This window comes from Rhodoluna sp. (assembly GCF_024639375.1).
Classification (GTDB): domain Bacteria; phylum Actinomycetota; class Actinomycetes; order Actinomycetales; family Microbacteriaceae; genus Rhodoluna.
The window spans coordinates 18,251-40,511 of sequence record NZ_JAHEIM010000007.1 but is presented as its reverse complement, the minus strand read 5'-3'; the positions used below and the strand labels follow the sequence as shown (position 1 = coordinate 40,511).

General features: G+C 52.0%; 18 protein-coding genes. 15 read left to right on the top strand and 3 right to left on the bottom strand.

The features are described 5' to 3' along the window. Window positions 1-18: 18 nt before the first annotated feature. The 3 genes from Q0L28_RS03365 (at window position 19) to def (ending at window position 5,194) form a co-directional block, all read left to right on the top strand. Window positions 19-3,426, top strand: coding sequence for a pyruvate carboxylase (locus tag Q0L28_RS03365; protein WP_296631602.1), 3,408 nt, complete (start codon window positions 19-21; stop codon window positions 3,424-3,426). Window positions 3,427-3,493: 67 nt separating this feature from the next. Next, window positions 3,494-4,690 (top strand): MinD/ParA family protein, encoded by a 1,197-nt coding sequence (locus tag Q0L28_RS03360; protein WP_296631599.1) that lies wholly within the window; start codon window positions 3,494-3,496, stop codon window positions 4,688-4,690. Window positions 4,691-4,696: 6 nt separating this feature from the next. Next, entirely contained in the window at window positions 4,697-5,194 is a 498-nt protein-coding gene (gene def, locus Q0L28_RS03355; RefSeq protein ID WP_296631596.1) for a peptide deformylase, read from the top strand. 2 nt (window positions 5,195-5,196) lie between these two features. On the opposite strand, the gene Q0L28_RS03350 is transcribed toward def, so the two are convergent. Further along, the gene (locus tag Q0L28_RS03350; RefSeq protein ID WP_296631595.1) at window positions 5,197-7,023 is read right to left on the bottom strand and encodes a long-chain fatty acid--CoA ligase; all 1,827 of its coding nucleotides are present in this window, start codon (window positions 7,021-7,023) and stop codon (window positions 5,197-5,199) included. Window positions 7,024-7,166: 143 nt separating this feature from the next. On the opposite strand from Q0L28_RS03350, the gene Q0L28_RS03345 reads away from it, so the two are divergent. The 3 genes from Q0L28_RS03345 to Q0L28_RS03335 are packed head-to-tail and all read left to right on the top strand — an operon-like array spanning window position 7,167 to window position 10,225. Further along, complete coding sequence (locus tag Q0L28_RS03345) at window positions 7,167-8,120, top strand: ROK family glucokinase (protein ID WP_296631592.1); 954 nt, start codon at window positions 7,167-7,169, stop codon at window positions 8,118-8,120. 39 nt (window positions 8,121-8,159) lie between these two features. Then, a complete protein-coding gene (locus Q0L28_RS03340; protein ID WP_366843465.1) occupies window positions 8,160-8,849 on the top strand; it encodes a lysophospholipid acyltransferase family protein in 690 nt (229 codons plus the stop codon). A 14-nt stretch (window positions 8,850-8,863) separates the two neighbouring features. After that, the gene (locus Q0L28_RS03335; protein ID WP_296631584.1) at window positions 8,864-10,225 is read left to right on the top strand and encodes a class II 3-deoxy-7-phosphoheptulonate synthase; all 1,362 of its coding nucleotides are present in this window, start codon (window positions 8,864-8,866) and stop codon (window positions 10,223-10,225) included. Here Q0L28_RS03335 and pknB read toward each other — a convergent pair. Next, window positions 10,222-12,150, bottom strand: coding sequence for a Stk1 family PASTA domain-containing Ser/Thr kinase (gene pknB / locus Q0L28_RS03330; RefSeq protein ID WP_296631582.1), 1,929 nt, complete (start codon window positions 12,148-12,150; stop codon window positions 10,222-10,224). The two genes, Q0L28_RS03335 and pknB, sit on opposite strands and share 4 nt — an antisense overlap. Before the next feature lie 104 nt (window positions 12,151-12,254). On the opposite strand from pknB, the gene Q0L28_RS03325 reads away from it, so the two are divergent. Next, window positions 12,255-12,602 (top strand): Rv2175c family DNA-binding protein, encoded by a 348-nt coding sequence (locus Q0L28_RS03325; protein WP_296631579.1) that lies wholly within the window; start codon window positions 12,255-12,257, stop codon window positions 12,600-12,602. Here the strand turns inward: Q0L28_RS03325 and Q0L28_RS03320 are convergent. After that, window positions 12,599-13,714: a polyprenyl synthetase family protein gene (locus Q0L28_RS03320; protein WP_296631576.1), complete on the bottom strand. Its 1,116-nt coding sequence runs from the start codon at window positions 13,712-13,714 to the stop codon at window positions 12,599-12,601. The two genes, Q0L28_RS03325 and Q0L28_RS03320, sit on opposite strands and share 4 nt — an antisense overlap. Window positions 13,715-13,778: 64 nt before the next feature. Here Q0L28_RS03320 and Q0L28_RS03315 point away from each other — a divergent pair, with 64 nt between their 5' ends. The 8 genes from Q0L28_RS03315 (at window position 13,779) to mraY (ending at window position 22,260) form a co-directional block, all read left to right on the top strand. Beyond that, window positions 13,779-14,135, top strand: coding sequence for a DUF3040 domain-containing protein (locus tag Q0L28_RS03315; protein WP_296631573.1), 357 nt, complete (start codon window positions 13,779-13,781; stop codon window positions 14,133-14,135). A gap of 206 nt (window positions 14,136-14,341) precedes the next feature. After that, window positions 14,342-14,773 (top strand): division/cell wall cluster transcriptional repressor MraZ, encoded by a 432-nt coding sequence (gene mraZ, locus Q0L28_RS03310; protein WP_296631570.1) that lies wholly within the window; start codon window positions 14,342-14,344, stop codon window positions 14,771-14,773. Between the two features lie 125 nt (window positions 14,774-14,898). After that, a complete protein-coding gene (gene rsmH, locus Q0L28_RS03305; protein WP_296631567.1) occupies window positions 14,899-15,861 on the top strand; it encodes a 16S rRNA (cytosine(1402)-N(4))-methyltransferase RsmH in 963 nt (320 codons plus the stop codon). Then, window positions 15,858-16,430, top strand: a complete 573-nt coding sequence (locus tag Q0L28_RS03300; protein ID WP_296631565.1) for a hypothetical protein — start codon at window positions 15,858-15,860, stop codon at window positions 16,428-16,430. Before rsmH ends, Q0L28_RS03300 begins: the two co-directional genes overlap by 4 nt. A 16-nt stretch (window positions 16,431-16,446) precedes the next feature. Then, window positions 16,447-18,213, top strand: a complete 1,767-nt coding sequence (locus tag Q0L28_RS03295; protein WP_296631560.1) for a penicillin-binding protein 2 — start codon at window positions 16,447-16,449, stop codon at window positions 18,211-18,213. 2 nt (window positions 18,214-18,215) lie between these two features. Then, window positions 18,216-19,760: a UDP-N-acetylmuramoyl-L-alanyl-D-glutamate--2,6-diaminopimelate ligase gene (locus Q0L28_RS03290; RefSeq protein ID WP_296631557.1), complete on the top strand. Its 1,545-nt coding sequence runs from the start codon at window positions 18,216-18,218 to the stop codon at window positions 19,758-19,760. Beyond that, window positions 19,757-21,163 carry a UDP-N-acetylmuramoyl-tripeptide--D-alanyl-D-alanine ligase gene (gene murF / locus Q0L28_RS03285; protein WP_296631556.1) on the top strand — a complete coding sequence of 469 codons (1,407 nt, stop codon included), beginning with the start codon at window positions 19,757-19,759 and terminating at the stop codon, window positions 21,161-21,163. Before Q0L28_RS03290 ends, murF begins: the two co-directional genes overlap by 4 nt. Continuing rightward, window positions 21,160-22,260 carry a phospho-N-acetylmuramoyl-pentapeptide-transferase gene (gene mraY, locus Q0L28_RS03280; RefSeq protein WP_296631553.1) on the top strand — a complete coding sequence of 367 codons (1,101 nt, stop codon included), beginning with the start codon at window positions 21,160-21,162 and terminating at the stop codon, window positions 22,258-22,260. The genes murF and mraY overlap by 4 nt, the downstream gene beginning before the upstream one ends. Window position 22,261 lies beyond the last annotated feature (1 nt).

Here is a 22,261-nt window from a genome sequence, read left to right as displayed (position 1 = left end):
ACGCCGCTTGAGGAGCCAATGTTCAAGAAGATTCTTGTCGCCAACCGAGGCGAGATTGCCGTACGCGCATTTCGCGCAGCTTATGAGCTAGGCGCCAAGACTGTCGCTGTTTTTCCTTATGAGGACCGCAACTCGACTCACCGGCTAAAGGCTGATGAGGCTTATCAGATTGGCACCATCGGTCACCCGGTTCGCGCCTACTTAGATGTGGCCGAAATCATCCGAGTGGCTAAAGAATCAGGCGCCGACGCCATTTACCCTGGCTATGGTTTCTTGTCTGAAAACCCAGAACTAGCCGAGGCTGCCAAGGCCAACGGCATTACCTTTATTGGCCCAGCTTCGGATGTGCTCGAGATGGCCGGCAACAAAGTGGTTGCCAAAGAGGCTGCGATTCGCGCCGGTGTTCCAGTGTTGAAATCTTCGCCTTCATCGGCAAACGTTGACGAGCTTTTGTCTCAGGCAGAAGAAATCGGTTTTCCAATCTTCGTAAAGGCTGTTGCCGGTGGTGGCGGTCGCGGCATGCGTCGTGTTGCCAAGCAGGAAGACCTTCGCGCTGCGCTGATTGAAGCCTCGCGCGAAGCCGAAAGCGCCTTTGGCGACGCTCGCGTATTTCTTGAGCAGGCAGTTATTCGCCCGCGCCACATCGAAGTTCAAATCTTGGCTGACACTCAGGGCAACGTAGTTCACCTGTTTGAGCGCGACTGTTCGATTCAGCGACGCAACCAGAAGGTTGTCGAAATTGCTCCGGCACCTTTGATCGATGAAGAACTTCGCCAGACTCTTTATCGCGACGCAGTTTCATTCGCCAAGCAAATTGGTTACCAAAATGCTGGAACCGTTGAGTTCTTGATTGACACCGTTGGTGCCAATGCCGGCAAGCACGTGTTTATTGAAATGAACCCGCGCATTCAGGTTGAGCACACCGTTTCTGAAGAGATCACCGATGTTGACCTTGTGCAGTCACAGATGCGAATTGCATCAGGGGAGTCGCTCGTTGACCTAGGCCTGACTCAAGACAAGATTCAGATGCACGGTTTTGCTGTGCAGTGCCGCATCACCACCGAAGACCCTGCAGCGAACTTTAGACCTGACACAGGAAAGATCACTACTTACCGTTCACCAGGTGGTGCCGGCATTCGCCTCGATGGCGGAACCGTTTCAACCGGTGCAGAAGTAAGCCCGCACTTTGACTCGATGCTGGTAAAGTTGATTGCAACCGGTCGCGATTTTCCAGCAGCAGTAACTCGCGCTAAGCGCGCTTTGGCAGAGTTCCGCATCCGCGGTGTTTCTACCAACATTGCGTTTTTGCAGGCTGTGCTTGCCGACCCAATTTTTGAAACTGGCGACCTAAGCACGTCATTCATCGATGAGCACCCAGAGCTTTTCTTGGCTAAGGCTTCGCAAGACCGCGGTACCAAGATTTTGTCTTGGTTGGCCGATGTAACCGTGAACCAGCCAAATGGTCCACGCGCCGGTCACTTCTCGCCAACTACAAAGTTGCCAAAGGTTGATTTGACTAAGCCAGCACCTGCCGGTTCACGCCAGCGTTTGCAAGAACTTGGCCCAGCTGGTTTTGCTAAGGCTCTGCGCGAACAGAAGAACGTGGCAATTACCGACACCACCTTCCGTGACGCACACCAGTCATTGTTGGCAACTCGCGTTCGTGGCCGTGACCTGGTTCAGGTTGCACCATATGTTTCACGCCTGACTCCTCAGTTGCTTTCGGTTGAGGCCTGGGGTGGCGCAACCTATGACGTTGCATTGCGTTTCTTGGGTGAAGACCCATGGGCTCGCTTGGCTGCACTTCGTGCCACCATGCCAAACCTCTGCATTCAAATGTTGCTACGTGGCCGCAACACCGTGGGCTACACCCCGTACCCAGTTGAAGTGACCGAGGCATTCGTTGCCGAAGCAGCTGCAACCGGCGTTGACATCTTCAGAATTTTTGATGCGCTAAACGACATTGACCAGATGAAGCCAGCAATTGATGCCGTGCTAAAGACTGGCACTGCGGTTGCCGAAGTAGCCCTTTGCTACACCGCTGACTTGCTTGACCCAAATGAGAAGCTTTACACCTTGGATTACTACCTAGGTCTAGCCGATCAAATTGTTGCTGCCGGTGCGCACATCATTGCGATTAAAGACATGGCCGGATTGCTACGCCCAGCAGCAGCCGAAAAACTGGTGACTGCTTTGCGCGCACGTTTTGATTTGCCTGTGCACCTGCACACTCACGACACCGCGGGTGGTCAGTTGGCAACTTTGATGTCTGCGATTAACGCGGGCGTAGACGCCGTGGATGTTGCCAGTGCACCAATGGCCGGCACCACTAGCCAGCCATCTGCGTCAGCATTGGTTGCAGCTTTGGCACACACCGATAAAGACAGCGGAATTGCGCTTTCATCGGTGACTGAACTTGAGCCTTACTGGGAAGCCGTGCGCAATGTTTACGCCCCATTCGAGTCGGGCTTGCCTGGCCCAACCGGTCGCGTTTACACTCACGAAATTCCTGGTGGTCAACTTTCAAACCTTCGTCAGCAGGCAATTGCGCTTGGCCTTGGCGACCACTTTGAAAAAGTTGAAAACATGTATGCCGCTGCCAACGAAATTTTGGGTCGCCCAACCAAGGTGACACCGTCATCCAAAGTTGTTGGCGACTTGGCATTGCACCTAGTTGCGGTAAATGCTGACCCTGCTGACTTTGCGGCTAACCCACAAAACTATGACGTGCCAGATTCTGTAGTTGGTTTTATGGCTGGTGAACTTGGCGATCTTCCTGGTGGTTGGCCAGAGCCATTCCGCACCAACGTGCTGCAGGGCAAGAACCTGAAGTTTGGAATCACTCCGGTTAGCGAAGAAGACCTTGCTGCGCTTTCGGGTAAAGACAGCTCAGTTCGTCGCGCAACTCTGAACCGATTGCTATTTCCGGCGCCTACCGCCGAGTTTGAAAAAGCTCGCGAAGAATTTGGCAACCTTGATCAGGTTGACACCGTTGATTACCTCTATGGCCTAGAGCAAGGCAAAGAGCACGTTGTTGAAATTGCCAAGGGTGTTCAGCTTTACGTTGGGCTAGAGGCAATTGGTACACCTGATGCCAAGGGATTCAGAACCGTTATGGCAACTTTGAATGGCCAGCTGCGTCCAATCAACGTGCGTGATCGCAAGATTGCCGTTGACACCGTTCAGGCTGAAAAGGCTGACAGCAAGAACCTAGGTCACGTGGCGGCACCATTTGCCGGTGTGGTCACTTTGGCGATTGTTGAAGGCACCCACGTAGAGGTTGGGCAGCCAGTGGCAACCATCGAAGCAATGAAGATGGAAGCCACTATTACTGCCAGCATTGCAGGCGTGGTGCGCCGTCTAGCCATTGCAAAGACCCAGGCTGTGGATGCGGGAGACCTCATCCTTGTAGTCGAAGGCGAATAAAACCGCCTATTGGGCTAAACTTGGGTCTCGTGCCCAAACCGGGCGCTTGATTTTTGAGGAGCGGTAAATGGCTATTTGGGGTAAAAAACCAGAAGACGGCGATTTCTTGGCTCCTCGCCCTGCGGTTGCCGAGGAGAAGTCTCACTCGCTTGCCGAAGTTGCTGTAGACGCTGGTTTCATCGATGTAACCCCGAGCACCTCTTCGATTGAAATTGTCACCGAAGAGCCAATCGTGAACCGCGATTTGGATAAAGCTGACACCGGCCCGATTCGCCGCACTAACTATTCGCGCCGTGACAGCCTTCGTGGCGAAGTTTTCAACCAACCTGAACCGGCGGCAATGCTTACCGCAGATCGCTTGCTAGACGTTAGTGCTCGCAACCGCCCAGCCCCAGAATCTGGCATTCGTCGCTTCATCTATTTCTTGACTCTGAAGACCATCAACCTTGGTGACTCTCTTGCTGTGCGCGAGCGCAAGGCAATCGATGCACGCATTGGTGCGGCTCTCGAGGGCGGCGCAAAATTTGTTCCGGTTCTAACTCGAAAGGGTGGCGTGGGCAAGACCACCGTCAGCACCCTTTTGGGTATGGCCTTGGCTTTGTCTCGCGAAGACCGAGTGATTGCAATCGACGCAAACCCAGACCGCGGAACATTGGCTGAGCGTGTGAGCAAATCAACTCGCTTCACGGTTCGCGATGTTGTAAACCGCGCTGCTGCAATTGATGGTTTCACTGACTTCTCAACCATGGTTTCACGAGACGTGACTCGCTTGGATGTTCTTGCATCTGACTCAGACCCAATGCTTTCGGAAGCATTTGACGAGGGCGACTACAACGTGGTTGCAGACATGGCTGCCCGTTATTACTCAATCGTCTTGACCGACTGCGGTACCGGCATTGTGCACTCGGTTATGCGACCTACCCTGCAGCGTGCAAATGGTTTGGTAATTGTTTCTGGAGGTTCGGTTGACGAAGCTCGTTTGGCTTCTGAAACCCTTACCTGGCTTGAAGCCAACGGCTACGGCGATCTAGTGCGCAACTCAGTAGTTGCTTTGAACACTGCAACTCAGGCAACACAGTTGGTGAAGCTGGATGAAATTGAACAGCACTTCAAGACTCGCGTTCGTCACGTGGTTCGAATTCCTTATGACCCAGCCTTGGCTGCTGGTTCGGTTATTAAATTCAAGGACTTGAAGAAGGCAACTCGCGAGGCTGCTCGTGAACTTGCTGCACTAGTTGTTGATGGCCTAAACAACCCGGTTTAATCTCAATTGTCGGTTCGTGAAATTCGTCTTTTTGGCGACCCAGTTCTAAAAACTGTTTCTGATGAAGTAAAAACTATTGACGACAAAGTGCATGCTTTGATCGGCGACCTAATTGACACCACAAAATTGCCTGGTCGGGCCGGTGTCGCAGCTCCACAAATCGGTGTCAATCTTCGTGCCTTCAGTTACAACATCAACGGAAACGTGGGCTACGTAATTAATCCAAAGCTCACCGAACTAGCCGGTGAAAAGATTCTTGTTGATGAGGGTTGTCTTTCAGTGCCCGGGCTTTGGCACAAAACACCGCGTTTTGAACGTGCCACAGTTGAAGGAATTGATCTAGAGGGCAACCCGATTAAGGTTTCGGGCGAAGGCCTCATGGCACAGGCGTTGCAGCACGAGTGTGACCATCTGGATGGTTTGGTCTATTTAGATCGACTGGAAGATGATGAACGCAAAGCAGCAATGAAAAACTTGCGCGCCACCGACTGGTTTATGAAGTAAAACTAAACGGTTCCGTTTTCGCCAGTCTTTGGCACAGTCTGATAAATCTCATCAATGGCCGGTGCAAAATCTCGCATCACAATTTCACGCTTCAACTTGAGAGACGGTGTTAGGTGGCCAGACTCTTCGGTAAGTTCCTGGGGCAGAATTACGAATTTTCTAATCGACTCAGCCTTTGAGAAGTTTTTATTCACGCGATCGATGGCTTTTTGAACTTCAGTCAAGACCTCCGGAAGCTTGGCAGCCTCGGCGATTGAGATTGCATTCTTTTGGCCGTTATTTGATAGCCAAAGTGGCAACATCTCAGAGTCCAACGAAATCAGGGCCGACACAAAAGGCATTTGGTCTCCAATCACAATCGCTTGTCCAATAAGAGGGTTAGCGCGAAGTGGATCTTCGAGAGCGGCTGGAACAACGTTCTTTCCGCCAGCGGTGACAATGAGTTCTTTCTTGCGACCTGTAATTGAAAGGAAGCCATCCTCGTCTAGGTTGCCGATGTCACCAGTTTTGAACCAGTCACCATCGAATGCCGCTTTGGTAGCCTCAGGGTTTCGCCAATAAGAACGCAGAATGTTGAATCCGCGCAACCAAATTTCACCGTCGTCGGCAATCTTGATTCCAGTGCCAGGCAACGCGCGACCAACCTTGCCAATCTTTAGATTGTCAGGTCGACCGATTGTTGCCGGGGCAGTGGTCTCGGTCAGCCCATAGCCTTCAAGCACGATCAAGCCAATTGCGCGATAGAAGTGACCCAAGCGAGGGCCTAGCGGTGCACCACCAGAAACGGCAAACTTCACTCGGCCACCCATTGCAGCGCGCAATTTTTTGTAAACCAAAACATCAAATAGTTTGTGTTGCAGTTTTAGACCAATCGAAGGGCCACCGGCGGTATCCAAAGCCTTTGAATATGCAATTGCCGTATAAGCCGCTTTGTGGAAGATCTTTTCTTTGCCACCGGCTGTAGCTTTTTGTTCGGCAGAGTTGTAAACCTTTTCGAATACTCGCGGCACGGCCAATAAGAATGTTGGTTTAAAACTTTGCATTGCCGGAGCAACATTTTTGGTGTCAGGTTGGTGGCCAACTTTGACTCCACCGTGAATGCAAATGACCGAGATGAAACGTGCGAACACGTGAGCCAATGGCAAGAACATCAATGTGCTGGCTGTGTCGTTGACCACTGTAGGCAACTCCAAGGTTGCGTTGCGGCTTAGTTCAACAAAGCCGCGGTGAGTGAGCTCACAACCTTTTGGTCGACCAGTGGTGCCAGAGGTGTAAATGATTGTGGCAAGGTCGGCAAGTTTTGCTGACTTGCGACGTTGTTGCAAAACCTCATCAGAAATATCTTTGCCGAGTTTCTTGAGACCTTCAAGCGCGCTGCCGCTGATGTTCCAAACCTGGCGACAAAGTGGAACACCAACCTTGATTTCTTCAAAGCGTGAAAGGTGTTCTTTATTTTCAACAAATAATGCAACCGAGTCCGAGTCGCTCAGAATCCATTCCATTTGACTTGGCGCCGATGATTCATAAATTGGAACCGACACCGCACCGGCATACCAAATGGCAAAGTCCAGCAGCACCCATTCGTAGCGGGTGCGACTCATGATGGCGATGGCTTGACCCGGCTGAATGCCAAACGCAATCAGGCCCTTGGCCAGCAAAATTACTTCATTGTAGAAGTCGGCGGTTGTGACGTCTGTCCAAACGCCTTCGGTTTTTTCAAGCGAGAAGAGTGGGTGGCTTGGGCTTTTTGCGTAGCGCTGCTCTAGCAAATCCGTGGTGTTTTCAGAAGGATCGGAAACCACAAGTGCCGGTGCGTCATAACTACGCATGGAGCCCCCTTCAACGCTGAATACTTTTGGACAACTCTACTGTTTGCATTCGATTCAGGTTGGGCTTTTGGCTCTGTTTTGGGGCAGAGTAAACTTTACGAAACGCTATTTGGCGGCTGACATCAACAAAAGTTTGGGGAATCGTGAAAGCGATCGGCATCGACATCGGTGGCACCAAAATTGCTGGCGCACTGGTTGATCAAGACGGCAAGATTCTGAAAGAGTCGCGAGTGCCATCGCCGGCACAAGATGCCAAGGCCATGGTTGCTGCCGTAGCCGGCCTAATTAACGAGCTGGCCGAAGGCGAAGACGTATTAGGTGCCGGAGTTGCGGCCGCCGGGTTTATTGATGCCAAACAGGCCAATATCATTTATGCGCCAAACATTAATTGGCGAAATGAGCCTTTCAAAGCACGTTTAGAAGAACTTGTCTCAATTCCGGTGATTATCGAAAACGATGCCAACGCGGCGGGCTGGGCCGAATACCGCTATGGAGCGGGAAAGAACTACCAGCACATGGTGATGCTCACCCTGGGAACTGGCGTCGGTGGAGCAATCATCGTAGACGGCCGCATGTTGCGAGGCGGTTTTGGAGTTGCCGGTGAATTGGGTCACCTTCGAATTGTTCCGGATGGCCGCCTCTGTGGCTGCGGTCAACGCGGCTGCATCGAGCAGTACGGCTCTGGCAGTGCTTTGCTGAAGGCTGCTCGAAAGTTGGCGGGTTCTGGTGGGCCGGCTGGTCAGCGGTTGTTAGAACTGCAGACTGCCGCGGGCGGTGAGCTTTCGGGCCAAGAGGTTTATCAAGCAATTCTTGAACGCGATGCCGGTGCATTGCGCATCTTGGCTGAACTGGGTGAATACGTGGGCACCGCGATTGCCTCGCTTTCTGCGGTGCTTGACCCAGAAATCGTAGTGATTGGTGGTGGTGTGAGCGCAGCCGGCGATTTGTTGCTTGAACCAATGCGCAAGGCCTACCTTGACCACCTGCCGGCAAGAGGATTCCGCCCGGAATTGAAGATTGTGGCTGCTGAATTCGTAAACGATGCCGGAGTGGTGGGTGCCGCCGATCTCGCACGAACCTCTCTTGGGTCAAGATAAACTGAACCTTCAAGGTTTTTCAACGGAGGGAGGCACTTCATGGCGTATTTCATTTTGAAGACCTTTCTTCTCGGCCCTCTTTTGCGCGTGTTGTTTCGCCCTTGGGTGCGCGGCATGGAAAACATCCCTAGCACTGGCGCAGTAATTCTGGCCAGCAACCACCTTTCTTTCTCTGATTCAATCTTTTTGCCGTTGCAGACCAAGCGCCCGGTGGTGTTTTTGGCCAAGAGTGAGTACTTCACCGGCAAGGGCATCAAAGGCGCCCTAACTCGTTGGTTCTTCAAGTCAACCGGTCAGCTGCCAATCGACCGCTCGGGCGGTAAGGCATCCGAGGCATCTTTGAATACCGGTTTGGGTGTATTGGCTCAGGGGCAGGTGTTGGGCATCTACCCAGAAGGCACTCGCAGCCCGGATGGCCGCCTCTACCGCGGACGCACTGGAATTGCTCGCATGGTGCTGGAGGCAAAAGTGCCGGTTGTGCCGGTGGCAATGATTGACACCGAAAAGGTTCAGCCGATTGGCAAGCGCCTGCCACGCATTCGCCGAATTGGCATTGTGGTTGGCAAACCGCTAGATTTCTCAAGATTTGACGGCATGGAAGGTGACCGCATTGTGTTGCGCGCAGTCACCGACGAAATCATGTACGAGTTGCTAAAGCTCAGCGGTCAAGAATACGTTGATGCCTACGCGTCATCGGTAAAAGAAAAACGAGCCAGGCTCGCTAGGTAATAGGGAAGTAGCAAATGAATGATCCAGTAGTTGCGGCAAGTCCAGCGGTTCTAGCCGGACTTGAGAACTATTTAAATCTTCCTGCAAAGCAGCAGCCAACTTGGCCTGACGCTGGCGAGGTTGCCAATGTTCGCGCCGAGCTAGCAACTTACCCACCTTTGGTTTTTGCCGGTGAAGTAGACATTTTGCGCAGCCGTTTGGCCGCAGCTGCTTCGGGCAAAGCGTTCTTGTTGCAGGGCGGTGACTGCGCGGAGACTTTTGCCGATGCAACTGCAGACCGAATTCGCAACCGCGTAAAGACTTTGCTGCAGATGGCAGTGGTCTTGACTTACGGCGCATCGATGCCGGTAATCAAGATGGGTCGCATGGCCGGTCAGTTTGCCAAGCCTCGTTCAAGCGACAGCGAAACTCGTGGCGATGTAACTTTGCCGGCGTACCGCGGCGACATTGTAAACGGTTATGACTTCACGGCTGAAGCTCGCACACCAGACCCAAAGCGCATGCTTAAGGCATACAACACTTCGGCTTCAACTCTGAACTTGATTCGCGCTTTCACCCAAGGTGGCTTTGCCGACCTGCGTTCGGTACACGAATGGAACAAGGGCTTCGCCGACAACCCTGCCAACTCTCGCTACTTATCTTTGGCGCAAGAAATTGACCGTGCGGTTCGCTTTATGGATGCGTGCGGCGCAGACTTCAACGAACTTCGCACCACTGAGTTCTATGTAAGCCACGAGGGTCTATTGATGGATTACGAGCGCCCACTTACTCGTATCGATTCACGTACCGGCAACCCATACATGACTTCTGGTCACTTCATTTGGATTGGTGAGCGCACTCGTCAGATGGATCACGCACACGTTGATTACCTATCTCGTGTTCGCAACCCAATCGGTGTAAAGCTTGGCCCAACCACTCAAGTTGAAGATGTAATTGAACTAATCGAAAAGCTTGACCCAAACCGCGAGCCAGGTCGTTTGACTTTCATCACTCGCATGGGCGCCGGCAAGATTCGCGAAGAGTTGCCAAAGCTTGTTGAAGCAGTTCGTGATTCAGATGCAAACCCACTTTGGATTACCGACCCAATGCACGGAAACGGAATCACCACCAAGAACGGTTACAAGTCACGTCGTTTCGATGACGTAATGGACGAAGTTGCTGGCTTCTTCGAGGTGCACAAGGCTGCTGGAACATTCCCTGGTGGAGTTCACGTGGAACTTACTGGTGATGATGTTGCTGAGTGTCTTGGTGGATCAGACCTGATTGACGAAGCTGCCCTTGAAGAACGCTACGAATCTGTTTGCGACCCACGCTTGAACCACATGCAGTCTTTGGAGCTTGCGTTCCTGGTTGCTGAAGAACTCGCTAAGCGCTAACGAGAGATGATGGTGACGTTGTCACCAAATCGCAACTGAGTGCCTTCGGCGGCAGTGGTTGATTTCACCTTGGCGATGCCCCAACGGCTCTGCACCTGATTGGTGTCAACCGTAACTCGCAAACCCATGGTTTCAAGAATTGATTTTGCCGCAAGGATTGTCTCGCCAACAACGCGAGGCATAATCACGATGTTCGGTCCCTTCGAAACCACAAGCGTTACTTCGCCGTCTTTGCCGATTGGTTCGGTAAGTGGCATCACACTAATCACTTGGCCGCCCGCAATTGTGTCGCTAAATTCCTGCGAGACATTTGCAACCTTTAGCCCGGCCGCCTCGAGTGCCGCGATGGCAACTGCCTGATCGATGCCGGCAACCACAGGAATTGATCCGAGTGAAAGCTGAAGGTCAACTGTTGAACCCTGCGGAATTGCAGCGCCATCGGCACCTAGGTAATCAAAGACCTGGCCGAGTGGTGCGGCATTGAACCAAGAATCAACTTTGCCAAGTTGAAAACCCGCGGATAGCAACGCGGTGGTTGCCTCGGCAAGGTTCTTGCCGGTGAGCTTAGGCACAGCAACTAACTTTGGCCCGCTCGAAACAACCAGTTTGATATCGCCGCCAAAAAACAGCGATCCCTTTGCCGGTTCGGTTCGAATGACCAGACCCTTGGTTACCGTGGCGCTGGTTTCTTCAACAATCACAACGCCCGCATTGATTTCGGCAAGTGCAGTTTGCGCATCGTCAACAGTGCGGCTGGTTAGGTCTGGCACTGCCGCGAAACCGCCAGGGCCGCTGCTAAACCACCAACCTGCACCAGCACCTAGAAGCACAACCAGCAGAGTGGTGATCAAAAGGTTTAGGCCACGGCGACGCGAACCAAGTTTTTCTAAAGCGGTGGGTTCAACTTCAAAGCTATCATTTGAACCGATTACTTCGGTGGCGTGGTGCTGTGTAGTTGATAGAGCACCCAGCACCTGAGTGGCATTGTCATCAAGTTGGAATGATTCCAACACAGCCGTTTGGTCACCGAAATCTGCATTTGGCATCACGGTAGTTTTGCTCTGATCAATTACGGTTAGCGACAACGTTGCATTCTTGTTGCCGAGCTCTTTGCGAGCGAGTTGCACAACTTCGAGCAATTCGGCCGCATCGTGTGGGCGGTGCGCTGCATCGCGCGCCGTTGCCCAAAGCACTAGTTCATCCATGATTGGTGGAATGTCTGACTTAAAACTCGACGGCGCAGGAACGTTTTCGTTAGCGTGCTGATATGCAATTTGCACTGCTTGCTCACCTTGGTATGGCTGACGCCCGGTAAGCAATTCAAAGAGGATGATGCCGGCGGCGTAAACATCGCTGCGCGCATCGGCAACGCCACGGGTCACCAACTCAGGGGAGAGATAGGCGACTGTGCCAACCAGCGAACCGGTGGATGTGTTGTTGGCAATGTCGCGCGCCAAGCCAAAGTCGCCAAGCTTGATGCGGCCGTCGTTGGCCAACAGAATATTTTCTGGTTTCAGGTCACGGTGCAAAACGCCAGCTCGGTGTGCTGCAGCTAAGCCGCTGAGCATTGGTTCAAAAAGATCAAGCGCGCGCTTTGCGTCTAGAGCGCCAAAGTCTTTTAGAGCATCGCGCATTGTGATGCCAGGAACATATTCCATTGCTAGGTAAGCAACTTCGCCATCTTCACCTTGATCAAAAACGTTGACCAGGTTTGGGTGCGAAAGTTTGGCTGCCATTTTTGCTTCGCGAATAAATTTTTCACGGAACGACGCATCGCTGGCAAGGTGCGGGTGAATGACTTTTAGGGCAACTTTGCGATCGAGTCGCTGGTCTTCGGCAAGATAAACCGTTGCCATGCCACCGCGAGCAACCACTGATTCGATTTGGTATCTAGAGGCAATCAGCCGACCGGCTAGTTCAGACATAGACCAGCCTTTCGCTCAAAGTGTGGGTGTCTCAAGACCAAGCAATATCATCGCACTTGAAACTGGGTTACCCCTGAACCCGCTTGGTGTGGCAATCTTGTCTTGTGATTGATCCTTTTGCCAGTGTGTCCCAATGGCTAACCGTTCCAGAAGTAGCCGACATCCTCGGCATTCCTCTTGGCAAGGTTCGCCGACTCATTGAAGAACATGCCCTGGTTGCCGTTAAGCGTGACGGTGTGCTCAAGGTTCCAGCCGAGTTAATCGAAGATGGCGAGACTCTGCCGAGCTTGCCGGGCACCATCGTGGTGTTGCTCGATTCTGGCTTTACTCTGGATGCCGCCATCGAATGGCTTTATACCTTTGACGACTCATTGCCGGGCACGCCAATTGAATTTTTGCTAAAGGGCCACAAGTCTGCGGTACGTCGCCTTGCCATGTCACTGGCGATTTAGCTTTCGCGGTCAATAACCTTTAGCGCCAATGCGCGCAGTTCATCCTTAGCGCGTTGATCTATCTCAAGCGATTCAAGTGCGTTCAAACTTTCATCGCCAAGTTCTTCAATCATTCTTTCAGTCTTGGCCAAGGCACCCGAACCAACAATGGTTTGCTGTAAGAAAGTAATTTGCTCTTGATCTAGGTTGCGCTGGCATAACATCTCATCAAAAATTCGACCAACCGAAGTGCTCAGCGATTCGCGAGTGAGCGCCACCAATACGGTTCGCTTTCCTTCGCGCAGGTCATCGCCAGCAGGCTTGCCGGTAACCTGCGGGTCGCCAAATACACCCAGGATGTCGTCGCGCAACTGAAAAGCCATGCCAAGTGGAATTGCAAATGCCGAAAGACCGCGAAGCAATGATGGCGATGCTCCGGCGAAAGCTGCACCGATAAGCATCGGGGCTTCAAGCGTGTACTTAGCTGTCTTATAAAGAATTACGCGGTTGGCGCGACCAACGGCTTCGTCGGCCGGTCTTGTCATGGCGGCGTTTTCTTCGACCACATCAAGATATTGACCAGCCATTACTTCAACTCGCATTTTGCTGAATTCTTCACGGCAAGCGGTCTCGATTGAAGTGTCTGGTGATTTCAGGAGTGCGTTGCCGAAAATCTCGCTGCTCCAACCGAGCATTAGATCGCCGACCAAAACGGAACCGGCAACACCAAAGCGTTCGTGGCTACCGCTCCAGTTTGATTCCTGGTGCAGGCGCTCAAAGCGCTTATGCACTGCTGGCGCACCGCGGCGGGTATCTGATTGGTCGAGCAGGTCATCGTGCACCAATGCGGCACCGTGGAACATTTCGAGTGCGGCGGTGATGCCCACAATGGCTTCGGCCGATTGAGCGCGCTGCGCTTCATTTTGTTTTATGTCGGCATTGCCAAGGGCTCCGGCCCAAGCCCAGTAGCAGAACAGGGCTCGAAAACGCTTGCCACCTTGCAGCAGGTCGTGGCTATAGCTGACCACCGTTGAAAGATCGGGGGAGATGGCTACGAAGTCATCCCGGCGCTGGGCAAGAAAAGAATCAAGGTGCTCTTGGATAAGAGACAGCAGCACTTTGGTTTCACTCACGGGAATAGCCTAACCGTGGCTCGGTGTTTAGACTGTTGAGACGATACTTCGCAAGCGGAGGGTAATGATGGCGCTATCAGAGCACGAACAGCGAATGCTGGATGAACTTGAGCGCGGACTTTATGCCTCGGATGCCAACCTGGCCAACAAACTAAATCGCCAAAGTGGTTTTTCTCCTCGCAAAATTGTTGCCGGTGCAGCGGTTGCCATCGTGGGTCTTTCACTACTGATCGTTGCCGTGACCATTCAGCTGGTTATTTTTGGCGTCATTGGCTTCGTTGTGATGCTGGCGGGTCTGGTGTTGGCAAGCTCGAATGTTGGCGGCAAGGCTCCACAAAACCCCACTTCTAGGCCTTCTTCACCAAAGGCCCCTAAAAAGAACTTCTTTGAAGAACGCTGGGACCGCCGCCAGGGCCTATAAAGGCTAGTTTTTTCGCAAAACCCACCCATTCGGGTGGGTTTTTTGCTTTAACTGATGGTTTTTGCTCCACCTAGCAAAATCCAAGTATTTATTGACATATATGACACACCGGGGCTAAATTTAAGCCAGAAATAGACCATTTGTGGATGAAAGTGGTGTATTGTGGAGGTAAGCGTAAAATCGATGTCGAAGGAAGGGGGACGCAGATGTTGCTAGGCACTCATGCACCCAAGCTCGACGAAAAGGGCCGTGTTTTTCTGCCGGCCAAATTCCGCGATGAACTTCAAAGTGGCTTGGTAATCACCCGTGGCCAAGAGAACTGCCTTTACGTATTTAGCGCCGCTGAGTTTGCTGCCGTTCACGACAAGATTCGCCAGGCGCCAGTCACCAGCATTGAAGCTCGCAACTACTTGCGCGTTTTTCTTTCAGGCGCCTCGGATGAGCTTCCAGACAAGCAAGGCCGCGTGACTATCCCTGCGGCACTTCGTCAATATGCCGGCCTAGACAAAGAATTGATCGTCATTGGTGTTGGTTCACGCGCTGAGATTTGGGATGCCAAGTCTTGGAACGAGTACCTAGCCAAGCAAGAAGATGCCTTCGCGAATGTTGCGCAGGAGGTGATTCCGGGACTCTTCTAGCCCTGCTGCTAGAACTCCAGCCGTTCACGACTCTGGCTATCTTCCCCGATGCCAGATTCAGCCAAAGACAACCAAGCCGAGGCGAATGGATGGGGCCCTAGAAGCAGGGACCACCGGAACTAAAAATGACAAAGAACATCTCTGAACTTCACGAACCAGTTCTTCTTGAGCGCTCAATCGAAATTTTGGCTGAGGCTTTTACTGGCGAAAACCCTATCCTCGTGGACTGCACCCTTGGTCTTGGTGGCCACAGCGAAGCATTTCTAGACCGCTTTCCAAACCTCACTCTGGTTGGCATTGACCGTGACCCAAAGGCACTTGAACTTGCCGGAGCGCGGTTGGCTCGCTTTGGCTCACGGGTGAACCTAGTGCACGCGGTTTACGACGAAATCGCTGAAGTGCTTGAAGAGCTAGACATCGATGAAGTGCAGGGCATCTTGCTTGACCTCGGTGTTTCATCAATGCAGTTGGATGAGCGTGACCGTGGCTTTGCCTATTCCTACGCGGCGCCACTTGACATGCGCATGGACTCAACCACTGGCAGCACTGCTGCCGATGTTGTAAACACCTATAGCGAGGCAGAACTTGCCCGCATTTTCAAAGAGTTTGGCGAAGAGCGATACGCGAAGGCTGTGGCTCGTGAGATCGTGGCCGCCCGCAAGGCCACTCCGTTTGTAAACAGCACCGAGTTGGCAGCTCTGATTACCAAGGTCATTCCGTTCATCCCAGGTAAAAGCTCTGGTCATCCTGCAAAGCGTGTATTTCAGGCACTGCGCATTGAAGTTAACGGTGAACTTGAAGTTCTTGCCCGCACAATGCCAGCGGCAATTGATTGCCTGGCGGTAGGCGGCCGAATTGTGGTGCTTTCGTACCACTCACTTGAAGACCGAATTGTGAAGCAGGCACTCGTTGCGGCTGCAAATTCTTCAGCGCCAATCGAATTGCCTATCGAGTTGCCAGAGCACGCACCAGTGCTTCGCCTTTTGGTTAAGGGCGCAGAGCCTGCTACAGACCTTGAAATTTCAAAGAACCCACGTGCTGCATCGGTGAGACTCCGTGCCGCAGAGAAGATCCGGAGAGCAGCATGAGCGTAATGCGATTGAACAACCGTCAAGCAGCAGGTTTGCGAGCGCCGCAACGCCCACAGCTTTCGTTGGTGACTTCAACCAACCGCCTTCGTTCATCTCGCCCGGCGCTTGCCATCATTGGCACCGTAATGGTTGGTGCAATTGGCGTTGCGCTTTTGAACTTGCTGTTGACCATCATGACTTCATCTGCGGTTTATGAGCTTGCAAACTTGCAGCAGCAAAAGAAGGAACTAATCACTACCACTCAGATTTTGAGCGAACAGGTTGATTCACTTGCTTCTCAGCAGAATCTTTCAAATGCTGCCGAGAAACTTGGCATGATCACCAACGCCAATCCGGTTTTCTTGCGACTTGCTGACCAGAAGGTTTTTGGCAAGCCACAGGCCGCACTAAACACCGATGGCCGTGTTGCTCGCAACTTGGTGCCTAACTCGGCCCTAACTGCAACTTCGGCAAATGTTTCAACCAAGACCAAGACCATTGCTGCCGCTGATGTCGCTAACCAGAAACCTGCTGTGGTGCAGGTAACTTCAAATGGTGGCGCTATCCCAGCTTCACCAACTCACTAGATAGGCAGGTCGGCAGATGACATATCTGACGCCTGGAGAACCTAAAAAACGCATTCGCCTTCTAGTTGCGATTGTGGTTGTTCTAGCGGTTATTTTTGGCATTCGCCTAGTTGATTTACAAATTATTGAGGCCGACGCAATCAATGCAAAGTCATTTGCCAATCGTGCCGTGAGTCGAGTTTTGCCAGCCTTGCGAGGCGAAATCATAGATTCGCAGGGAAAAGTGCTAGCTAAGTCGGTTTACCGCTACGACATCAACGCTGCACCAAGCAAAGTTCTGCCAATCACGCGCGAGGTTAACGGGCAGACCGTAACCGTTTCGGTTGAACAACTTGCAACCGAGATTGCAGCCATTATTGAGATGACTCCGCAAGATGTGATGACGAAAATCACTGGCACCGGTGAGTACTCGCAAATCAAAAAGCGTGTGGATGCCGAGCAGTACCGCAAAGTACGTGCGCTTGAAATTCCATGGCTTTATTACGACCCAATCCCAACTCGCATTTATCCAAACGGTGCTGTTGCCGGAAACATCCTGGGATTCTTGGGTACCGATGGAAATGCTCTAGAGGGTCTCGAGATGCAGTACGACAAATGCCTCGCTGGCGTTGACGGCAAAGAGACCTTTGAAAAGGGCGAAGACGGCATCAAGATTCCTTCGAGTGTTGTGACTACCCAACGAGCCGTGCCGGGCAAAGATATACAGCTGACCATCGATTCTGACCTGCAGTACTTTGCGCAGCAGGCGCTTTCTAGCCAGTTGGCTTACCTGCAGGCCGACTGGGGTTCGGCAATTGTTATCGAAGCCAAGACCGGAAAGATTTTGGTGGCCGCCGAAGTTCCAACCGTTGATCCAAACGTGCCCGGCAAATCGGCCGATCAAAACCGCGGCTCAAGAATTTTTAGAGCTTCGTTTGAACCCGGTTCGACATTGAAGACAGTGACCGCTGCCACAGTTGTTGACACCGGCGCCGGAACTCCATTGACGCGCACCGTGGCACCTTACTCTTGGTCAATTCCGGGGGTTGGCTACACGGTTACCGATTCACACGCTCACGGCTATGACAAGCTAACCCTCACCGGTGTGCTTCGCGATTCTTCTAACACTGGAATCATGAAGATTGGTCAAAGCGTGCCTTACACGGTTCGTTATCAGTACTTGCAGAAATTCGGACTTGGAGCAAAGACCGGCGTTGGGTATCCGGGTGAAGAATCTGGATTGCTAAACCCAGTTGATAAATGGGACGGCATCAAGAAGTATGTTTCGATGTTTGGCCAAGGCATCAGTGTGACGCCTATTCAGTCGGCATTTTTGTATCAGACCATTGCCAACAAGGGTGTGCGTTTGCAACCTCAATTGGTTGATGGATGTATTGATGCCAATGGCAATGAGACCAAGAATGTCGTCAAGCCAGGTGTTCGTGCAATCTCAGAAAAAACTGCATCAGAAACCGCAAGCATGCTCGAGATGAACGTAATCGAAGGTGGTGTTGGTCGCACCGGTGGCGTTCCTGGATACCGCGTTGGCGGTAAGAGTGGCACGGCGCAAATTACCGATCCAAATACTGGCCGTTATGGCCCTCTGCACGCAATCTCATTTATCGGGATGGCGCCAATTGAAGACCCGCAATATGTGGTTGCCGTGACATTCTTTAAGTCAAGAACAGTTAGCAACGCACTTGGTGCAACACCAGTTTTCAAAAAATTGTTTCAGCAGGTGCTGCGCGATCGCCGCGTGCCACCTTCGACCACCAAACCGACCATGATTGCGACCACCTGGTAACCATGACTATCGAGCAGATTCCACCAATCCTTAGGCCTGATCGGGTAAAACCCGTTTCGGTCGAAGCATTTGCAAAGCATTTTGATCTTCAAGTTTTTGGAGACGCATCTTCTTTGCAGATCACTGGAATCAGCATGAACACGGGCGATCTGCGACCTGGCGATCTCTTTGTGGCAATGCCTGGCAAAAAAACTCATGGAGCAACATTTGTGACAAAGGCGCTTGAACTCGGTTGTGTGGCTATCGTCACAGATCAAGCCGGTCGAGACTTAATCGGAGAAGTTCGTGTTCCAGTTTTGTTGCTCGAAGAGCCTCGCAAAAAACTCGGAGAACTTGCCGCCTTTGTTTATGGCAACGTGGCTGGCCAGATGCCAAAACTTTTTGCCACCACGGGTACGAATGGCAAAACATCAACCAGTTATTTGCTTGAAGCGATTTTGAAACAGCTTGGTGAGATCACTGGTTTGACATCCACTGCAGAGCGTCACATTGCCGGTGAAGTAATTGTGAGCCGATTGACTACACCTGAGTCACCTGAAATGCAGGCACTGATTGCACGCATGCGCGAAAAAGGTGTGACTGCGATTGCGATTGAAGTTTCGGCACAGGCTCTAAGCCAATTGCGCGTAGATGGATTGCACTTCGATGTAGCCGGGTTCACCAATCTGAGTCACGATCACCTGGATGACTACAAAGACATGCAGGAGTATCTTGAAGCGAAGTTGCCTTTGTTTACCAAGGCTCGAGCAAGTCGCGGAGTAGTTTGCCTAGATTCGAAATATGGAATCGAAGTTAAAAAGCAGAGTGAAATTCCAGTTGTGACCATCACGAGTGAACTCGGGGTCAATGCCGACTGGCATGTTGCGATCACAGCAGAAACTTCGAAGTACACCTCTTTTGTTCTTGCAGGGCCAGATGGTGTCAACATCCGTTCCCGGGTGCCTCTTCTAGGCGCACACATGGCGGCAAATGCGGGTCTCGCAATTGTGATGCTGATTGAAGCTGGTTTTGACGCCAATCGGATTGCCAAAGCAATTGCCGGTGGAATTGATGCTTACCTGCCAGGTCGCACCGAACGTGTTTCGGGTGACACCGGACCAAACGTTTATGTTGACTTTGGCCACAGCCCAGATGCCTTCTTGAACACTTTGTCAGCCGTGCGCAAAGTTACCGACGGACGCGTGTTTATGGTTTTTGGTGCCGATGGAGATCGCGATGCCAGCAAGCGACCTGCAATGGCTCAGGTGGCTGCCGAAGGAAGCGACGTATTGATCATCACCGACCATCACCCGCGCTTTGAAGACCCTGCATCGATTCGAAAAACTCTTATGGATGCTGCCAAGGCGGCGCGCCCAGACCTTGAAATTTATGAAATGAGCCCTCCCGAAGCGGCCATTCGCAAAGCTGTCTCGTTAGCAAAGCCGGGAGATGCAATTCTTTGGGCAGGCCCTGGTCACCAGGATTACCGCGACATCAAAGGTGTCAGAACGCGATATTCGGCTCGCGAAGAAGCGCGTGCGGCCCTGCGAGAAAATGGTTGGTCATGATCTCGATTAGTTTGAACGAAATTGCTGAAGCTGTTGGCGGAACCGTGCTGCAAGCAAGTGCTGGTGACGCATTAGTAACCGGATCGGTCGAAACCGACTCGCGACTTGTGGCTTTGGGAAGTCTCTTTGTTGCAAAACCGGGTGAAGTGACCGATGGTCATTTATTTGTTTCCGATGCCGCGCAAGCAGGGGCTGTTGCTGCAATTGTTGAGCGCGAAGTGCCAGAAGCTAATTTGCCGCAGATCAAGGTTTCTGATTCGGTCGCAGCGCTGGGTTTGTTGGCAAAACATGTTCTGCAGGTGGTGCGCAGCCGCAGCGAATTGAAAGTGGTTGGCATCACGGGTTCAAATGGCAAAACCACCACAAAAAATATGTTGCGTGAAATCTTGAGCAGTGCTGGTGAAACCATTGCTCCAATTGAATCCTTCAATAACGAAGTTGGCGCTCCCATTTCGATTTTGAAAGTTACCGACCAGACCAAATTCTTGGTTGTTGAACTTGGAGCCGGTGGCGAGGGCAGCATTCGCTACCTGGCTCAAATTGCTAAACCAAATATTGGCGTTGAACTTAAGGTTGGCCTGGCACACGTTGGTGAGTTTGGTGGCATCGAAACCACTGCCAAAATCAAGGCTGAACTTGCTGAAGAACTTGGCGCTGAAGATCTGCTAATCCTGAACGCCGATGACGGTTACGTGCGTGATATGCAAGACCTAACCACGGCAAAAAAGATCTGGTTTGGCACTAGCGCCGATGCAAATTACCGAGCTACCGGCCAGAAACTTGACATCACGGGAACAAGCTTTGAACTGCACTGGCCGGATTCGCAGGTATCCGAGGTTAAATTGCAGATTCTTGGCGAACACCATGTGATGAATGCGCTTGCCGCAGCCGCAGTAGCAGATTCGCTCGGTGTGCAGCGAGCCCAAATTATTGCCGCACTGCAGAACATGCCATTGGCTGAGCGCTGGCGCATGCAATTGATGCAGCGTGCAGATGGTGTGGCTGTAATCAATGACGCCTATAACGCGAGTCCTGATTCCACCAAAGCTGCCTTGCAAACCTTGGCGCAACTTGGCAAGAGTGGCCGACGCACAATTGCGGTGCTTGGCGAAATGGCCGAGCTAGGTGAATCATCTCGAGAGCAGCACGATGCCATCGGTCGCATCGTTGTTCGTCTCGACATCAATCAACTAATCGTGGTGGGGCAGAGTGCCAAGTTGATTCACATGGGCGCTGAGCAAGAAGGCTCTTGGGGCGGCGAATCAAAATTCTTTGAGTCAATTGACGAGGCTTTGGCCTACCTTCGTGGAATGCTTGTGGCTGGCGACATTGTGTTGGTTAAGTCATCGAAGAGCGCCAACCTGAGACACCTTGGGGATGACTTGATGGAGGTTAGCGCTTGAGAGCGATATTGCTTGCTGGTGGCATTGCCATGGCGTTCACCCTTTTGGCCACACCTGGTTTTATCTGGCTGTTTCGCCAGCTTAAGTGGGGCCAGTTCATTCGCGATGATGGGCCAGAATCGCACCACACCAAGCGTGGCACGCCAACCATGGGTGGCGTTGTAATCATCTTTGCTGCGGTGCTCGGCTATTTTGTTGGCAAACTTGCAAACTTTGAAACCCCAACGGCTTCGGCCTTGCTCGTGCTTTTTATGTTGGTTGGCCTCGGATTGGTTGGCTTTATTGATGACTTCATCAAGACTCATAAGCAACGCAGCCTTGGGTTAAATGGTTGGGCAAAAATTGCCGGCCAGGGTGTTGTGGCTACGGTCTTTGCCATTTTGGCTTTGCAGTTTCCAAACGAGACTGGGCTAACCCCGGCCTCTACCAAGATTTCGATTGTTCGAGACACCGGCATCGACTTGATGATGTTTGGCACCATCGCCGGCGTGATTCTTTTTATTCTTTGGATTTACTTCTTAGTTGCATCCGCTTCGAACGGTGTGAACATTGCCGACGGATTAGATGGCTTGGCGACGGGCTCAAGCCTGATGGCAATTGGCGCATACACAGTTATCGGTTTCTGGGAGTTCAACCAGTCTTGCACCACAGTGGTTGAAAATATCTCTAGTTGCTATTCGGTTCGCGACCCGCTCGATTTGGCAGTGGTTGCATCTGCAATTGTTGGCGCTTTGATTGGATTCCTCTGGTGGAACACATCTCCAGCTCAAATTTTTATGGGAGACACCGGTTCACTAGGTTTGGGTGGTGCACTTGCAGCCCTGGCAATTCTTTCTCGCACCGAACTGTTGCTAGTGCCGATCGGCGGAATCTTCGTGATCGTTACTGGCTCAGTAGTGATTCAGCGCTTGTTCTTCAAACTCACCAAGTGGCGCACCGGAACAGGTCGACGCATTTTCCTGATGAGCCCGTTGCACCACCACTTTGAGCTAAAGGGTTGGGCTCAAATCACCGTTGTGGTTCGTTTTTGGATTATTGCCGGACTAAGCGTTCTTACCGGTATTGGAATTTTCTACATCGAATGGATTTACGGTTAGC

Bases quoted from the DNA above. Each gene is read 5' to 3' on its own strand.
- Q0L28_RS03365 (WP_296631602.1), top strand. From the start codon at position 19: ATGTTCAAGAAGATTCTTGTCGCCAACCGAGGCGAGATTGCCGTACGC.
- Q0L28_RS03350 (WP_296631595.1), bottom strand. From the start codon at position 7,023: ATGCGTAGTTATGACGCACCGGCACTTGTGGTTTCCGATCCTTCTGAA.
- rsmH (WP_296631567.1), top strand. From the start codon at position 14,899: ATGACAAAGAACATCTCTGAACTTCACGAACCAGTTCTTCTTGAGCGC.
- murF (WP_296631556.1), top strand. From the start codon at position 19,757: ATGATCTCGATTAGTTTGAACGAAATTGCTGAAGCTGTTGGCGGAACC.
- Q0L28_RS03335 (WP_296631584.1), top strand. From the start codon at position 8,864: ATGAATGATCCAGTAGTTGCGGCAAGTCCAGCGGTTCTAGCCGGACTT.
- Q0L28_RS03340 (WP_366843465.1), top strand. From the start codon at position 8,160: ATGGCGTATTTCATTTTGAAGACCTTTCTTCTCGGCCCTCTTTTGCGC.
- Q0L28_RS03360 (WP_296631599.1), top strand. From the start codon at position 3,494: ATGGCTATTTGGGGTAAAAAACCAGAAGACGGCGATTTCTTGGCTCCT.
- Q0L28_RS03290 (WP_296631557.1), top strand. From the start codon at position 18,216: ATGACTATCGAGCAGATTCCACCAATCCTTAGGCCTGATCGGGTAAAA.
- mraZ (WP_296631570.1), top strand. From the start codon at position 14,342: ATGTTGCTAGGCACTCATGCACCCAAGCTCGACGAAAAGGGCCGTGTT.
- Q0L28_RS03300 (WP_296631565.1), top strand. From the start codon at position 15,858: ATGAGCGTAATGCGATTGAACAACCGTCAAGCAGCAGGTTTGCGAGCG.
- pknB (WP_296631582.1), bottom strand. From the start codon at position 12,150: ATGTCTGAACTAGCCGGTCGGCTGATTGCCTCTAGATACCAAATCGAA.
- Q0L28_RS03295 (WP_296631560.1), top strand. From the start codon at position 16,447: ATGACATATCTGACGCCTGGAGAACCTAAAAAACGCATTCGCCTTCTA.
- Q0L28_RS03315 (WP_296631573.1), top strand. From the start codon at position 13,779: ATGATGGCGCTATCAGAGCACGAACAGCGAATGCTGGATGAACTTGAG.